The organism is Dyella lipolytica, assembly GCF_030160075.1.
GTDB classification, from domain to species: domain Bacteria; phylum Pseudomonadota; class Gammaproteobacteria; order Xanthomonadales; family Rhodanobacteraceae; genus Dyella_B; species Dyella_B lipolytica.
Window position 1 is genome coordinate 250,805 of sequence record NZ_BSNQ01000005.1, and the last position, 15,859, is coordinate 266,663.

Here is a 15,859-nt window from a genome sequence, read left to right on the forward strand (position 1 = left end):
CAGATGCAGTTCCCGAATGGTGTGACGCAGAACTACGTCGGTACGCAGGGTCCGTACAACCTGTCGTCCGGCGCAGGTACGCCTCGCACGCGCGCTTCGTGGGCCAACACGATCGAATACGGTCCGCTGACGGTCACCGGTACGCTGTACTTCACCAGCAGCTACGCGAATATCGCGGAAGACGTGGGCGTGGGCCCGGGCATGTGCCTGGTCACCTCGCCGAACGGTGCCAACTTCCCGCTCAGCTGCCGCACGGGCCCGACGTACGACTTCGATCTGACGGCTAGCTATGCGATCAATGATCACATCAGCGTCACCGGTTCGATCATGAACGTGTTCGATCGCGCTCCTCCGTTCGATCCGGCCGACTACTCGGGTGCTGGCATGAACTACAACCCGACCTGGTCGCAGTCCAACGCCATTGGCCGCTTCTTCAACCTGGGCGTGAAGGTGAAGTTCTAAGCCTGAAGATTTATCGCCCGCTGCAGGTATCGCGGCGGGCGGTGGATCCGATTGCAAGGAATCAATAATCCGTTATTAAAAAGCGTGGCGCGTCGAGCAATCGACGCGCCACGTTGTTTTTGGATCAGCCTAAATGGGCGCAAACAACAAACACTGGTGCGGCTACTACGCTAAAAATACATAATCAGTAGGCGTTAGAAGATGTCGTAATTTAATACGACATCTTAAGACGGGTGGCGATAATTAACGCGATAACCCATATAAGCATAAGTAAATAAAAGAATTTATGTTTGTAAGTATCCCGTCAGGGATGCCGCAATTACTTACGCAATGTTAAGTACTTGTCTATAGCGCTGCGGTGTGGTATCCCCCGCTCGGGATCCAGGAAGGATCCAGCTACCTGTTATCCAGCGGATCGATTGGACAACTCACAAGCGGTTACACCTTTATTGGCTGTTAAACCTTGGAGGGGATCCAAATGAAACGTAACAAGCTTGCACTTTCGTTGGCGGGTTTGTTGTTCGCACCCGCTTGCGGAATTGCCTTCGCACAAAGCGCGCCTGCTCCCGCCCCACAGGATCAGCAGACCGCACAGCAAACAGGCCCGGCCGCGAGCAACGCCAAGCAATTGCAGACCATTACCGTAACGGGTTCTGCATTGCCGCGTGTCGATACAGAAACACCGTCGCCCGTGACGGTGATTACGGCCCAGCAGATTGCTCGTAGCGGTTTCACCACGATCTCCGACGTGGTGCGTTCGGTCTCGGCCGACAACAGTGGTTCGATCCCGAACGCTTTCAGCAACGGCTTTGCGGCTGGCGCATCGGGTGTCGCTTTGCGCGGCCTGACCGTTAACTCCACGCTGGTATTGATCGATGGTCATCGTGTCACTAGCTACCCCGTGTCGGACGACGGCGAGCGCTCGTTCGTCGACCTGAACACCATCCCGCTGGCTTCTGTCGAGCGCATCGAAGTACTGAAGGACGGCGCGTCGTCGATCTACGGCGCCGACGCCATTGCTGGCGTGGTCAACATCATCTTGAAACCCGGCTTCAAGGGCGTCGAAGCAACCGGCGATGTCGGTACGTCGCAACACGGTGGTGGCTTCACTCGCAAGGCTACGCTGCTCGCCGGTGGCGGTGATCTGGATACCGATCACTACAACGGCTACTTCAGCGTGCAGTACCAGAAAGACAATGACATCATGGCGCGGCAGCGTGGTTTCCCGATTAACACGTCTGATCTGAGTTCGATCGGCGGTTCGGGTCTGCCTGGCGCACCGGGTCGTGGTGGTGGTCCGAACGGTGCGATTCAGAACCCGACGACGGGTTTGTGGCAGCCACTGCAACCTTGCACCACCGGACCGTTGGTAACGGTGGCGGGTGCAGGCAGCTGGTGTAGCTTCGACCCCACTAAGTTAGAGGGCCAAGTGCAGCCCGCGATGGAACAGGGCGGCATCTACAGTCGCATCACCATCAAGCTCAACGACACGACGAAGGCCTATCTGTCCGCAAGCTTCAATCAGTCGAGGCTGTGGGCACCGACACCCGTTGGTAACGCCATCCAGACCAGCACGCCGATCAACACCAACAACATCATGTTGCCGGCAAACAATCCGTCGAACCCGTTCGGTGCGCCTGCGGCGATAAGCTACAACTTCGGCGACATTCCGTCGGGCTTCAACTACAACAACCACGCGGCTCGCCTCGTCGGTGACGTGTCTGGTACGGTGGCCGACTGGAACTACGATGTTACCGGAGTAATCAACCATGCCTGGTTGAACACGACGCAGTACGGCTTCCTCACGTACTCCGGTCTGATCAACGCGATCAACAACGGCACCTACAACTTCGTGAACCCGAGTGCTAATTCGTCTTTAGTTCGTCAGTCGATCGCACCGGGTTATGCCAAGACCTCGACCTCGGATCTGGATGTCCTGGACTTGACCGCCAACCGCGAGCTGTGGGATCTGGCCGGTGGTCCAATGGGCCTTGCTCTCGGTGCACAGGTGCGTCACGAGGCGCAGAACGATCCGACGTTGAACCCGACGACCATCAATCCGCTGACCGGTCAGCCGACGCTTGAATTCCAGGGATTGGGCAATGCGCATACCATTGGTAGGCGCAATGTCGAGGGCATGTACGCCGAGTTCGACATGCCACTGCTAGAGTCCTTGGAGCTGGACGCGTCCGGTCGCTTCGACCATTACAGCGACGTGGGCAACAACTTCTCGCCGAAGCTCGGTTTCAAGTGGAAGCCGCTTGACTGGGTGGCTGTGCGTGGCACCTATTCGAAGGGTTTCCGTGCACCGTCCTTCGCTGAAAACGGTTCGAGCGCCGCCCAGGGTTTCGTAACCTACCAGACGCCGACGTCGTTCCAGGCGAACCACAGCGCCGCATACAATCTGCCGTATGCATTGGCTGAGTTCACCCAAGCCAATCCGAAGATCAAGCCGGAGAAGGCAACGAACTTCACGTTTGGTTTGGTGGTGCAGCCGACGAGCTGGTTGAGCGCATCGGTCGACTACTACAACATCAAGAAGTCGAACCTGATCGTCCAGGCCAACACCAATGCTGCGCTGGCCGCTTATTACGCGGGTACGCCGCAAGCTCCGGGCGTGAGCGTCATACCGGACGTTCCAGACGTAGCCCCGTTCCAGAACAATCAACCCCGCCCAGCGGAACTCATTGGCGAGTACATCAACGCCAACTCGCTGAAGACCACCGGCGTCGACTTGGATCTGCAAGCCCACTTCGACTTCTCCAACAACATCCACTACATCAGTGAACTGACTGGCACCCAGATCTTCGAGTGGAAAGTGCAGTTCCCGGATGGCACGGTGCAGACCTACGTCGGTACGCAGGGTCCGTACAACCTGTCGTCCGGTGCAGGTACGCCTCGCACGCGTGCCTCATGGGCCAACACGATCGAATACGGCCCGGTAACGGTTACCGGCACGCTGTATTTCACCAGCAGTTATGCGGATATTGGCGAAGATGTGGGTGTGGGGCCGGGCATGTGCATCACCACCTCGCCGAACGGTAACAACTTCCCGCTCGCCTGCCGCACTGGCCCGACGTACGACTTCGATCTGACGGCCAGCTATGCAATCAATGATCACATCAGCGTCACCGGTTCGATCATGAATGTGTTCGACCGCGCTCCGCCGTTCGATCCGGCCAACTACTCGGGTACCGGCTTGAACTACAACCCGACGTGGTCGCAGGCCAACGCGATTGGCCGCTTCTACAACCTGGGTGTGAAAGTGAGGTTCTAAGCCTGAAGATTTATCGCCTACCGCAGACTAACGCGGTAGGCGATGGATCCTATTGCAAGGAATCAGTCCGTTGTCAAAAGCGAGGCGCGTCGAGAAATCGATGCGCCTCGCTATTTTTGCGTCAGTCAAAAAATGTCTGAGAGTGGCTGGCTAGCGATGGTTATGTCGTCGACAATACGCCTATGCCGCTCCGATCCGTTCCAAGTTACCGCTCATGCTGAGCCGCCTTTGGTTCGGCTTCTTTATTGCCGCTGCCGTTGCCGCGTTGGTGCGTTGGCTATTCGGCGGTGACGAAACCGTTTTCGCGGCAATCGTCGCCTCGCTGTTCGACATGGCGGATCTCTCCGTCAAGGTCATGTTGCTGTTGTTTGGCACCCTTACGTTATGGCTGGGCTTTTTAGGTATTGCCGAACGCGCCGGACTTGTCGATGGATTAGCGCGTTTGCTCGGTCCGCTATTCGCACGGCTGATGCCGGAGGTGCCGCGGGGGCATCCGGCGATCGGTCTGATTACGCTCAATTTCGCGGCCAATGCCTTGGGTCTGGATAACGCCGCCACGCCGATCGGCCTGCGTGCCATGCGCGAATTGCAGACGCTCAATGCCTCCGATACGACGGCGAGCAACGCGCAGATTCTGTTTCTGGTACTGAATGCTTCGTCGCTGACGTTGTTGCCCGTAACGGTGTTCGTGTATCGCGCGCAGGCGGGTGCGCACGATCCCACGCTGGTGTTCCTGCCGATTCTGCTGGCGCATTTCGCATCCAATCTCATTGGCCTGCTGTCGGTGGCCTACATGCAACGTCTACGTCTGTGGGATCCCGTGGTCTTGGCGTGGCTGGGTGGCGGCGGTCTATTGTTGGCCGGATTTCTTGCGTTTCTTGCATCCTTGGGCGCGGTGGCGCTGGCATCGCTGTCATCCTTGCTTGGTAACCTCGCGCTATTCGGTGTGATCATCGTGTTCCTATGCGCTGGCGCGTACAAACGAGTGCCACTGTTCGAGAGTTTCATCGACGGCGCGAAGCAGGGCTTCGATGTTGCGAAGGATCTGCTGCCTTATCTGGTCGCCATGCTGTGCATGGTGGGTGTATTGCGTGCATCGGGGGCGCTCGATTTTGCACTGGACGGTGTGCGCTGGCTCGCGCAGCATGCGGGGCTGGACACGCGTTTCGTGGATGCGCTACCGACCGCCCTGGTCAAGCCATTTTCGGGCAGCGCCGCGCGGGCCATGTTGATCGAGACCATGCATCATTCCGGTGTCGACAGCTTCCCGGCCCTGGTGGCCGCCACGGTGCAGGGCAGCACCGAAACCACGTTTTATGTGGTGGCCGTGTATTTCGGCGCCGTCGGCATCCGTCGCGTGCGCCACACTGTGGGCTGCGCGCTATTGGCGGATCTGGCTGGCGTGGTGGCTTCGATTGCAGTGTGCTATTGGTTCTTCGGATAACTCCTTAGGGGAAAGCAGTATGCGCATGGGCCTCGCCGCCAATACGCTTCATCACGATCATGACGATGCAGCGCTATTTCGCTTACTGCATGCGTCCGGGCAGGGCATTCGCGAGCTGGATATCAGCCTGCACGCGGTGGGTCGCACGTACGATGCGATTCTCCGCGTCGGCCTGCTCGCCGACTATCCGGGTCTGCTGCGATATCCCTACGGCCATGAAGGCGGCTTGATGAAGCTGGTGGCGGAAGTCGTGGGAATGCCGGGGCCGGGGCGTGTGCTGGATGGCGTTATCTATCTGATCAATCCGGTCAATCCTTCTTCCACGTTTCCGGAAGCCGTGGCATTGAAGCGCCAGTGCGTCATCCATCACAAGCCCTTCATTTCGACCGTAGCTTCCGCACGCGACTGGATCGAGGCGGAACGTATCCATGCAGGTTTGAATCCCGACCCTGGCGCCGACGACCTGCATGCGTTGGAAGCGCAGACGATTGCGCTGATCGCCCATGACGCCATGAAGCCGCAGATGATGGCTTATGCGACCGATCACTTCGATGTCCTTTCGCGTTTTGCCCACCGCGTCGGCACCGGCACGACAGGCCAACAGTTGAATGAGCTGGCGTGGAGCCGCGGTTGGCCGCAAGACAAGAACTGGGTGGAGCGCTATCAGAGCGGACCGATGGGCGGGGATGCGCAGATTGCCGATCTGGTGCTGGAACGACGCTGCCAACGCGCGATCTTTTTCGAGGATCCCCACGTCGCGCGTCAGCACGAGGCCGATATCCAACTGCTGGAGCGCGCGGTCACCACCGTCACCGACGAAGCCGTCTGCATGACCTCGCCACGCGTGGCCACACGCTGGGCGGTGGCCGTACAGCGTCGCGCTGCGCATCGCGCAGGTTGAGGCAATAACGCCATGTGCCTAATCGCTTTCGCTTGGCATGTTCATCCACGCTGGCGCCTGTTGCTCGCCGGCAATCGCGATGAGTTCCATGCACGGCCAAGTGCACCACTGGCGCGCTGGAATGATGAGCCGATTCTCGGTGGCCGCGATCTGGAAGCGGGTGGAACCTGGCTTGGAGTGACGGAAAAGGGACGATGCTGTGTCGTCACCAACGTACGCGATCCGCGGGATCCGCAGCACGGTACATCGCGTGGCCTGCTCGCCACCGACTACCTGGTCGGATCGGATGACGCCACCGCGCACGCGCAGAAACTGCTGCGCACGGCGGCGGAGTATCGCCCGTTCAATCTGCTCACCTTCGACGCGACGCGGGGGTTCTATATCGGCAACCGGCCGCAATCGCGCGCGCAGGCTATCGAGCCTGGCATACACGGCCTTTCCAACGCCGACTTCAATACGCCATGGCCCAAGACGCGCGCCTTGATGGAGCGACTGCGGGCATGGATGGACGCAGGCAACGCGGACGATTTCGTACCGCTGTTCGATGCGCTAGCTGACGAACGACAGGCACCGGACGATGTACTGCCGGACACCGGCGTCGGCCTGGAGCGCGAGCGCTGGTTGTCTTCGGCGTTTATCCGAGGCGAGCAATACGGCACGCGCGCCAGCACGATCGTGGCGATCGGCCACGACGGCAAAGGGCGTATCGTCGAGCGTCGCTTTGGACCGGCGGGGCATTTCGAAGGAGAGAGCGAGCTGGCGATTTCCCAGGACGCATTTCAACCTTCCGGAAAGCGACCATCCAGGTAGTACCAGCGTCCTTGCTCGCGCACAAAGCGGCTGATCTCGTGCATGCGCTGCGCCTTGCCACCGCCGTAGCGTAGGCGCGCTACGAACTCTACCGTGGCATGCTCGCCATCTTCCTCATGATGCTTCACATCGAGGCCGAGCCAGGTCGGTGCGGGCTGTTGCGTTGCGAGTTTCAGACTGGCAGGGCGATTGCTTGAATGCCAGGTAGCGAGCAGATAGTCCTCACGTTTCAACACATACGCGCTGTAACGCGAGCGCATCAGGCTCTCGGCGGTCTGGGCGACGGCCCCCTCGTGCAGCGGGCCGCAGCAATGCGTGTAGCCGGCCATGTTGCCGCAGGGGCAGGGTGTCAGTGTATCGATCGCTTGCAAGGTGCCGGATCCTGCGCTGAGTCGGCATCCATCCTCCGCATGTAGCAAGCAAATGCAAGAGGTAACCATGCAGAAAGTCATGCATGGGATCGGCGCCAAATCACTTAAAGTCATGAGGCTGCCGGGAGAGCAGCTCTTCCAGACATCGATGGCAACGGCCGCCAGGGCTATCCGCGGCCGTTGTGGAGATTCCCATGCACCCGATTCGTTCCCTGCTTACCCTCACCGCGCTCGCAGCGGCGTTGTTCGTGGCCGGCGCCCAGGCGCAGACCGCACCGCTCACGCCGGATATCCCGGCCAACTTCACCGCGCCGACCGCCGCCAACGATTACATCAAGCGCGTCGTGATGATCCCAATGCGTGATGGCGTGAAGCTTCACACCGTGATCGTGATTCCCAAGGGCGCGAGCCACGCACCGATTCTGCTCACCCGTACGCCGTACCATGCCGACATGCGTGCCGAGCGAACACTGTCGCCGCACATGCTGGACATCCTGCCGCAAGGCGACGAAGTGTTCGTCAAGGCCGGCTACATTCGCGTCTTCCAGGATATCCGCGGCAAATACGGTTCCGAAGGCGACTACGTCATGACGCTGCCGTTGCGCGGACCGCTCAACGACGGCAAGGTGGACGAATCCACCGACGCGTACGACACCATCGACTGGCTGTCGAAAAACATCCCCGAGTCGAACGGCAAGGTCGGCATGCTCGGCTCGTCGTACGAAGGTTTTACCGTGGTGATGGCGCTTATCAACCCGAACCCTGCGTTGAAGGTCGCTGCACCGGAAAGCCCGATGGTCGATGGCTGGATGGGCGATGACTGGTTCCACTACGGCGCCTATCGCCAGACCAACTTCGACTACATCACTTTCCAGACCACGCAAAAAGGCATGGGCTACGCGATTCCGCGACAAGGCCTGGACGATTACACCAACTTCCTGCGTGCCGGTTCAGCCGGTGATTACGCGCGCGCGAACGGGCTCGACGCGTTGCCGTTCTGGCGCAAGATTCACGAGAACCCGGCGTACACGCTGTTCTGGTCGGCGCAGGCGCTCGACAAGATCCTGGCACAGCAGCCGTTGAAGGTTCCCACGATGTGGGAGCAGGGCTTGTGGGACCAGGAAGACATGTGGGGCGCCATTCACAGCTACGAAGTGCTGGAGCCCAAAGACAAGACCAACACCATGAACTATCTGGTGATGGGGCCGTGGCGCCATAGTCAGGTGAACTACAACGGCAGCGAACTCGGTTCGATGCGTTGGGATGGCGACACCGCATTGCAGTTCCGTCGCGACGTCTTGCTGCCGTTCTTCAATCAATACCTGAAGGACGGTGCGCCGAAGGCGAACACGCCGCCAGTGCTGATCTACAACACGGGCGAGAATCATTGGGATCGCTTCACGCACTGGCCGCTGTCCTGCGACCGCGGTTGTGCATCGAAACCGAAGCCGCTCTACCTCGACGCGGATGGACGCCTATCGTTCGACGCGCCCGCAGCCAGCGATGCCAAGTACGACGAATACGTTTCCGATCCGGCCAAGCCCGTGCCGTACCAGCCGCGCCCGGTGGTTGGGTCCGATCACGAAGCATGGACACATTGGCTGCTCAACGACCAGCGCTTTGTCGATGGCCGTCCGGACGTACTCACCTATGTCAGCGAGCCATTGACGTCGCCGCTGCATCTCGGCGGTGCGCCGCAAGTGAACCTAGTCGCATCGACTAGCGGCACGGACAGTGACTGGGTGGTGAAGATCATCGACGTCTATCCCGATTCGGTACCGTCGAACCCGACCATGGGCGGCTACGAGCTACCGATCTCGCTGGACATCTTCCGCGGTCGCTACCGCACCAGCTTCGAGCATCCGCAGGCGATCGATGCGAATTCGCCGCTGTTGTACAGTTTCGGCCTGCCGACGGTGAATCACGTGTTCCTGCCGGGCCATCGCATTATGGTGCAGGTGCAATCCAGCCTTTTCCCGCTTTACGACCGCAACCCGCAGACCTACGTGCAGAACATTTTCGACGCGAAGCCGGCCGACTACGTGAAGGCGACCCAACGCGTGTGGCACACGCCTGATCATGCAAGCTTCATCAGCTTGCCGGTGGTCTCGGGTCAGTAAGCAACAGAGTGCGCAGGCGCGGGGCGATTACGCTCTGCGCCTGCGCCACAATCGCAGCCGATTGTTCGCAGGCATCGCGACATCTTCAGATAGATTGAAACCGGCGGCGGCAGCAACGGCATCCACAGCGGCGACATCGCGAATGCCCATGTGCGCGCCACGCATCTTCAAATCCCGATCGAAGGCTGCATTGCTTTCGCTGGTGAAGTGGCCGTCGACATTGAACGGTCCGTACACGGCTACCGCGGCGTCTGCTGAAGTGATGGCCGGAAGCCCCGCGAATAGCCGTTCGACTTCCGGCCACGCCATGATGTGCAAAGTGTTGGCACTAAAGATGGCGTCATAGCGGTGAGCTGGCCACGCACCCGTCACGTCGAACTCGAACGGCAGTGGCGTATTCGGCAGCGCGGCTTCATCGAGCCACAAGCGCATGCCGGGCAGGTTCCCGGCGCGATCCGAGCATTGCCAGACGAGCTGCGGCATGGCGGCGGCGAAATGCACGGCATGCTGACCCGTACCGCTGCCGATCTCCAACACCTGTCGCCGATCGGCAAACCATTCACGCAGCACCGCAAGGATCGGTTCGCGATTGCGTTCGCTGGCGGCCGAATAAGGCTTGTCGCTCATGGCGCCCGACCCGCCTGGCTCGGAGGCCGGACGGTCAGACCGGTCGCCCGCGCAACACCCGCGCAGGCAACATCAAGATCGCACCCAGGAACGCAAACACGGCACTGACGGTGATGCCCACCAGCCGCAACGGCAGCAACAGCAACCACACGATGGGATACAGCACCAACGCCAGCAGCGCGAGCGGCCAGCAGACAATCAGCAGTAGCAACCAGAGCAGAAAGCCGACCATAGAGGTACCCGAGATCCGTGGGAGAACTTGACTTTACTGCAGCGTATGGCCCGCTGCGTAGATGACCACCGGCACCCCATTCAGGTCATGGGACTCACGCCGATCAACAGGGTATGCAGCCAGAACGCGAACAGCGCCCACAGGGCCACGCCGATGACCACCACCAGCACATCCCCCTTGACGGTGCCAGGCGGATAGACCGTGCCGTCCTGGCGATCGCGCCGACGTGAAACCACGTAAAGCACCACGGCCCAGATCAGGAACGGCAGGAACAGCACCACGTCGTGCAGCATGCCGGTGGCTAGCAAGTGGCCGAATGCCCAGGTCTTTACGGCTAGCACCTGCGGATGGCCGAACTTTGCCTTGATGTGATTGTTCGGTACGCGAGCCGCCGCGAAAAGCACCAGCGCAATCAGTACGAATAACGCGTTGAGATGGCGCAGCCACATCGGCGGCACATAGAGCAGCACGGGATGCTGCCGCGCCATACCGAAGCCCCACACAATCAGCAGGAAACTGACGATCGCCGCGATCGAAAACAGGCCCTTCCAGCGTTTCAGGCCGATGCGCGCGATCTGCCGATTGCGCCAATCGTTGGCGAAGATACGCAGCGAGTGGATGCCGAGGAAAATGATCAGACCGAGGACCAGCACGAACATGGCGGCAACCTCAAGGGTGATGATGTATAGGTGACGGCACGCTGGCCGTCTTGTCAATTTCCGCGCGATTCGACCCGCGCGACAAGTGCCAATGTACCCGAATCGAACGTGACACGCGCCGCCGGCCCGACCGGGACCCAGGCTTCCCCAGCTTGCAGGCGTCCTTCCGCCGTGTCGATATGGCCCCGCGCGCAATAGATCAGCACCACAGTGTCATCGACCGCCTGTCTACCCGGCTCTTCCCAGACCACGAGCTCGCCACGCACCTGGGCGCGACGCAGCATGAGATTGAAATCGCGCGTCGGTCCACCGTGCAGGTTCACCGCCACCTGTGCCTCGCCGGGAAATGCAAAAGGCGAGAATGGCGTGGTCAGTGCGTGCGTGATTCCATCGTCCATCGTCATGGTGAAACCGGCGCCGTCGAGCAAGGCAATATGTCGATCGATGCCGGCGAAGGTTGAGAACGGCGCGGCGCTCTCGACTTCCGCCACGCTCACTCGCCAGATGAAATCGTCCATGCCCGCACCGGTCGGATACACGGCGAGTTCGCGCGTGCGACCCATGCCGTTCTTCCACGGGGTGGCGCGGCAATCGCGGAGGCGAATGATGCTCATAGGGACGTTCGTTCACTCCTAAAGCGGTTAGTGTAGTTGACCTACGTTAAACAGGATTCGTTTCCTGCAGACATCTTTTGGGTGTTAGCTAGCATGCTCTGGCTGCTCGAATAAGGCTGATCGAGGCCGAATTCAAGCAGGGTGGGTTTCCGTGGCCCTGCAGATAACGGCGGCTCCATCACGTACCCAAGTACCGGATGTGCGACGAGTGTCTGACGACAAGCACGAAGCAGCCGCAGCATCCGGACGATTTTCCCAATAGTCAAATCGCTTGAGAGGATCACTTATGCAAGGAAAGAAGAAGTTTGTACGTGGCAGCTTTGTTTCTGTCTGTGTTATTGCGATGTGCCTAGGTGGAACCGTTGGTGCAGGGACGACAAAATCGCCGGGTGTTTCTTCGTCCAATCAGCCGGATTCCGTCCCTCCGATATGCATGTCCTTACCAAATCTCCCGTACTGTCCAAAAGATAAGCTTTAAAAGCCTATCGGGCAGGGTGGAAATTCGGAAATATGTGGTGTAGAGCCTTTTGAAATAGGCCAAGTAACCACGTCATTGCAAGGGGCGAGTCGGGCACATGCCGGACTCGCCCTCTCCATGTCATCAAAGATGCTCGTTCGCCCGCCGGACATGGTGCATTCCAATCATCATAGGCAATGCGAAGCAATCGCAAGCGGGTAACACTTACGCAGTGCGCTCAATAACGCGTTGAAACGGTGGAAGTGCTTTCAGCATTTGAGTGCCGTAGTGACGAGTCACAACGCGCCGATCCAGCAAAACGATGCGGCCACGATCCGTTTCGCTGCGAATCAGTCGACCACAGTATTGCGTGAGCAACCGCGTTGCTTCCGGTACTGCGACTTCCAGAAACGGATTGCGCCCGCGCGATTCAAGCCACTCCGCGTATGTAGCGCCCACCGGATCAGTCGGGACGGCGAAGGGCAGCTGTGTGATGACGACGGTCTCGCACAATTTGCCGGGCAGATCGAGGCCCTCGCCAAACGAAGCCAGACCGAACAGCGTGCTGCCCTTGCCGGCTTCGATCGCGGCAATATGCTCGGCGATCAACTGCGTCTTGCCGAGCGAGCCTTGCGCGCGTACTTTGCGTACTTTGTCGATCGGCAGGCGTTGCAGCACGCGTTCGAGTTTTGCACGCGACGTGAACAGCACCAGATTGCCGGCATCCCAGTCCAGGTGTTCGGCAAGCCAGTCGGTAACCGCTTCCGCGTGGAGCTCGCGCGCGTCCGGGAGTGCCGAGAGGGCGGGCACTTCAAGGCGTGCTTGTGCACCGAGATCGAAGGGCGAAGGCAGGCTTATCGTCACTGCGTCGTCCGGCAACCCGACAGCGTCGGCGAACCCACGAAAATTACCGCCCGCACTCAGCGTAGCGGAGGTCATGATTGCCGCGCTGGCGTTGTCCCAGAGAATGTTGCGCAACAACGCACCGGCAGAGACGGCAGATGCATGACAGACCAGCTGCTGATCGTGCGACAGCGTGACCCAGCGTGCGAGCGGCGGCGCATCCTCGGGATCGTCGTTGGACCACGCACGCCACGTACGCACCTGGCGATCGACACGTTCCAACGCCATACCTAGCTCACGAGACAAAGCTTCCTGCGTAGGACCGCCTTCGCTCATCTCGGTGATCGTGCGGCGCACGGTGGTAAGCCAGCGCTGCACTTCCGCCGTGGCGATGTACAGCAACGACGCGTGCTGCACCCATGTCTCCGGCAGCTGTCCCAACGAACCGCGATACATCGGCTCGGTTTCGCTGGGATCGGGTAGCCAGGATTGGCGAATTTCTTTTTCTAGCTCTTCCAGCCCGTTGCTAAGCTCCTGCAGTTTTTCGTCGCCGGCGCCTAACGTAAGTTTGCCGATCACTTCCTTGTCGGTCAGTGAATAGGCGGCATGCACCTGGCGCGCAAGACGGCTGATCTGACGCACGACCGTACCCAGCGGCACATCGGACGCGCCACGGTCGATGGTTTTGCCGGGCATGTGATGCGCTTCATCGAACACGTATAACGTGTCGTTCGGTTTGGGCAGGATCACGCCGCCCCAGTTGTCGTCATCGCCGGGCATCGTGAGGTCCGATAGCACCAGGTCCTGATTGGCGACGATGATGTCCGCATCGGCCACGGCGCGACGAGCGGCAAAGAACGGGCAAACCATGAACTGCGCGCAGCGACGACCCGTGCAGCCGCCAGCGCTGGTGGTGATCATTGCGCGCAGCATGTCGCCGGGTGTTTCCGGTGCGGCGTCCATGTCGCCGCTCCACTCGTTGCGGTCGAACGCATCGGTTAGTTTGCGCAGCACCAGTTTGTCGCGTTCGGCGGGCGGTTTGCTCCACAGTGCGAGATCGGCGTCGAAACCCAGGCCCATCTGGCCGCCATCGCCGAGACTGCTTCCGGCCATGCGCAGATTGCGCGGACAAAGATAGCGTCCGCGTCCTTTGGCCAGCGCCACCTTCGCTTCGCTGCCGTTGAGTTTCAGGTACAACGGGATATCGCGTTCGACCAGCTGCTCCTGCAAGGCCACCGTGGCAGTGGCAATCAGCAGCTTCTTTTTCTGCGCACGCGCGACTTCCGCGCCGGCGATCAGATAGGCCATCGATTTACCGGTGCCGGTGGGCGCTTCGATCACCGCGGCACCGCCGCTGTGCGAAAGCGCCCGGGCGACTTCGGCAATCATGCGCGTCTGCGCCGAGCGCGTGCGGAAGCCGGGAAGGCCATCCTTCACGCGTGCGTACGCGTCGCGGATCGAGTCCTTGAGCGTGTCAGTGAGCATGCAACGCCTGGCTCATCGCGGCGATGCTCAAGGCCACCGCTTCGGCCACGCGGATGCCGTCGACGCCGGCGGAAAGAATGCCTCCGGCGTAACCTGCGCCTTCCCCGGCGGGAAACAGTCCGCGCGTGTTGAGGCTTTGGCAGTCCTCATCGTTGCGACGGACGCGAACGGGCGATGACGTACGCGTTTCGACCGCGGTAAAAATGGCATCGTGCCGCGCGAATCCCTTGATCTTGCGATCAAACGCGGGCATGGCTTCGCGAATCGCCTCGATGGCGTAGTCCGGTAGCGCTTGGGCCAAGTCGGTGAGATGCACGCCGGGTTTGTAGGACGGCTGTACTTCGCCGAACGTTTGCGATGCGCGTCCGGCGATAAAATCGCCGACCAATTGCCCAGGTGCGTCATACGTGCCGCCACCCAGTTCGAACGCGCGGCTTTCCCAATGACGCTGCAACGCGATGCCGGCAAGCGGGCTGCCGCTGCCGTCATACGGCGTGAAATCACTCGGATCGATGCCCACCACGATGGCAGCATTCGCATTGCGCTCGTTGCGCGAGTACTGGCTCATGCCATTGGTGACCACGCGCCCCGGCTCGCTGGCGGCGGCTACGACCGTGCCGCCGGGGCACATACAGAAACTGTAGACCGAACGGCCATTGCCGCAGTGATGCACCAGCTTGTAATCGGCGGCACCCAACAAGGGATGGCCAGCCTGCGGACCGAAGCGCGCACGGTCGATGATCGATTGCGGATGCTCGACGCGAAAGCCGATGGAGAACGGTTTGGCTTCCAGGTAGACGCCGCGCTTATGCAGCATCTCGACTGTGTCGCGCGCACTGTGCCCCAGCGCCAATACCACGTGATCAGTGCGAATCTGCTCGCCATTCGCTAGCACGACGCCGCGCACATGACGTGTACCGCTGGCGTCGGTTTGGATGTCGATGTCGTCGACACGATGCTCGAAACGAATCTCGCCACCCAGCGATTCGATGGTGTTGCGCATGTTTTCCACCATCGTCACCAGGCGGAAGGTGCCGATGTGCGGTTTGCTGACATAAACGATTTCTTCGGGCGCGCCGGCCTTCACGAACTCGGTGAGTACCTTGCGGCCGTAATGGTGCGGATCGGAAATCTGGCTATAGAGCTTGCCGTCGGAAAACGTGCCCGCGCCGCCTTCGCCGAACTGCACGTTCGATTCCGGATGCAGGTTGCGCTTGCGCCACAGGTCCCAAGTGTCCTTGGTGCGCTCGCGCACCGCCTTGCCGCGTTCGAGAATGATCGGGCGGAAACCCATCTGCGCCAGGATCAAACCTGCGAAGAGGCCGCAAGGGCCCATGCCGATCACTACGGGACGGTGCGAGTGTTTTTGAGGAGTTCGATCATGGATGGCCGATTTTTGACTCTCGCTCTCCGCGACAGGGAAGTCGCGTGAAAATATGGCCGACGCATGCGTCACAAAGCGATAGTTCGTGTCGGGCGTCGGGCGCACATGCGGGTCGTCCGCAAAGCGCTGGAGCAGCTTTGCTTCATCGGCAACATCCACATCCAGTGTATAGA

Annotated in this window: 13 protein-coding genes; 6 read left to right on the forward strand and 7 right to left on the reverse strand. The window is 60.2% G+C overall.

Annotation, left to right across the window (positions count from 1 at the left end; translation table 11 throughout):
- The 5 genes from QQL64_RS12875 to QQL64_RS12895 form a co-directional block, all read left to right on the forward strand.
- A partial coding sequence (locus QQL64_RS12875) for a TonB-dependent receptor (RefSeq protein ID WP_284400273.1) occupies positions 1-462 on the forward strand: 462 nt, incomplete at its 5' end.
- 478 nt (positions 463-940) lie between these two features.
- A complete protein-coding gene (locus QQL64_RS12880) occupies positions 941-3,739 on the forward strand; it encodes a TonB-dependent receptor (RefSeq protein ID WP_284400274.1) in 2,799 nt (932 codons plus the stop codon).
- 214 nt (positions 3,740-3,953) lie between these two features.
- Positions 3,954-5,183 carry a nucleoside recognition domain-containing protein gene (locus tag QQL64_RS12885; RefSeq protein WP_284400276.1) on the forward strand — a complete coding sequence of 410 codons (1,230 nt, stop codon included), beginning with the start codon at positions 3,954-3,956 and terminating at the stop codon, positions 5,181-5,183.
- A 19-nt stretch (positions 5,184-5,202) separates the two neighbouring features.
- The gene (locus tag QQL64_RS12890; RefSeq protein ID WP_284400277.1) at positions 5,203-6,084 is read left to right on the forward strand and encodes a methylglyoxal synthase; all 882 of its coding nucleotides are present in this window, start codon (positions 5,203-5,205) and stop codon (positions 6,082-6,084) included.
- A 12-nt stretch (positions 6,085-6,096) separates the two neighbouring features.
- Positions 6,097-6,894, forward strand: a complete 798-nt coding sequence (locus QQL64_RS12895) for an NRDE family protein (RefSeq protein WP_284400280.1) — start codon at positions 6,097-6,099, stop codon at positions 6,892-6,894.
- Here QQL64_RS12895 and QQL64_RS12900 read toward each other — a convergent pair.
- Positions 6,864-7,223: a YchJ family protein gene (locus QQL64_RS12900; RefSeq protein ID WP_284400319.1), complete on the reverse strand. Its 360-nt coding sequence runs from the start codon at positions 7,221-7,223 to the stop codon at positions 6,864-6,866. The genes QQL64_RS12895 and QQL64_RS12900 overlap by 31 nt on opposite strands.
- A gap of 236 nt (positions 7,224-7,459) precedes the next feature.
- On the opposite strand from QQL64_RS12900, the gene QQL64_RS12905 reads away from it, so the two are divergent.
- Positions 7,460-9,385: a CocE/NonD family hydrolase gene (locus tag QQL64_RS12905; RefSeq protein ID WP_284400283.1), complete on the forward strand. Its 1,926-nt coding sequence runs from the start codon at positions 7,460-7,462 to the stop codon at positions 9,383-9,385.
- A 27-nt stretch (positions 9,386-9,412) separates the two neighbouring features.
- Here the strand turns inward: QQL64_RS12905 and QQL64_RS12910 are convergent, their stop codons facing one another.
- The 6 genes from QQL64_RS12910 to QQL64_RS12935 form a co-directional block, all read right to left on the reverse strand.
- Positions 9,413-10,012: a DUF938 domain-containing protein gene (locus QQL64_RS12910; protein ID WP_284400285.1), complete on the reverse strand. Its 600-nt coding sequence runs from the start codon at positions 10,010-10,012 to the stop codon at positions 9,413-9,415.
- Between the two features lie 34 nt (positions 10,013-10,046).
- On the reverse strand, positions 10,047-10,244 hold the full coding sequence (locus QQL64_RS12915) for a hypothetical protein (RefSeq protein WP_284400288.1): 198 nt from the start codon (positions 10,242-10,244) through the stop codon (positions 10,047-10,049).
- Between the two features lie 80 nt (positions 10,245-10,324).
- A complete protein-coding gene (locus tag QQL64_RS12920; RefSeq protein WP_284400292.1) occupies positions 10,325-10,903 on the reverse strand; it encodes an NnrU family protein in 579 nt (192 codons plus the stop codon).
- A 53-nt stretch (positions 10,904-10,956) separates the two neighbouring features.
- A complete protein-coding gene (locus QQL64_RS12925; RefSeq protein WP_284400296.1) occupies positions 10,957-11,517 on the reverse strand; it encodes a HutD/Ves family protein in 561 nt (186 codons plus the stop codon).
- A 682-nt stretch (positions 11,518-12,199) separates the two neighbouring features.
- Positions 12,200-14,302: an ATP-dependent DNA helicase DinG gene (gene dinG / locus QQL64_RS12930; protein ID WP_284400298.1), complete on the reverse strand. Its 2,103-nt coding sequence runs from the start codon at positions 14,300-14,302 to the stop codon at positions 12,200-12,202.
- On the reverse strand, positions 14,292-15,859 hold a 1,568-nt coding region (locus tag QQL64_RS12935; protein WP_284400300.1), incomplete at its 5' end, for an NAD(P)/FAD-dependent oxidoreductase. The genes dinG and QQL64_RS12935, both read right to left, overlap by 11 nt.

Bases quoted from the DNA above. Each gene is read 5' to 3' on its own strand.
- QQL64_RS12880 (WP_284400274.1), top strand. From the start codon at position 941: ATGAAACGTAACAAGCTTGCACTTTCGTTGGCGGGTTTGTTGTTCGCA.
- QQL64_RS12885 (WP_284400276.1), top strand. From the start codon at position 3,954: ATGCTGAGCCGCCTTTGGTTCGGCTTCTTTATTGCCGCTGCCGTTGCC.
- QQL64_RS12890 (WP_284400277.1), top strand. From the start codon at position 5,203: ATGCGCATGGGCCTCGCCGCCAATACGCTTCATCACGATCATGACGAT.
- QQL64_RS12895 (WP_284400280.1), top strand. From the start codon at position 6,097: ATGTGCCTAATCGCTTTCGCTTGGCATGTTCATCCACGCTGGCGCCTG.
- QQL64_RS12900 (WP_284400319.1), bottom strand. From the start codon at position 7,223: ATGGCCGGCTACACGCATTGCTGCGGCCCGCTGCACGAGGGGGCCGTC.
- QQL64_RS12905 (WP_284400283.1), top strand. From the start codon at position 7,460: ATGCACCCGATTCGTTCCCTGCTTACCCTCACCGCGCTCGCAGCGGCG.
- QQL64_RS12910 (WP_284400285.1), bottom strand. From the start codon at position 10,012: ATGAGCGACAAGCCTTATTCGGCCGCCAGCGAACGCAATCGCGAACCG.
- QQL64_RS12915 (WP_284400288.1), bottom strand. From the start codon at position 10,244: ATGGTCGGCTTTCTGCTCTGGTTGCTACTGCTGATTGTCTGCTGGCCG.
- QQL64_RS12920 (WP_284400292.1), bottom strand. From the start codon at position 10,903: ATGTTCGTGCTGGTCCTCGGTCTGATCATTTTCCTCGGCATCCACTCG.
- QQL64_RS12925 (WP_284400296.1), bottom strand. From the start codon at position 11,517: ATGAGCATCATTCGCCTCCGCGATTGCCGCGCCACCCCGTGGAAGAAC.
- dinG (WP_284400298.1), bottom strand. From the start codon at position 14,302: ATGCTCACTGACACGCTCAAGGACTCGATCCGCGACGCGTACGCACGC.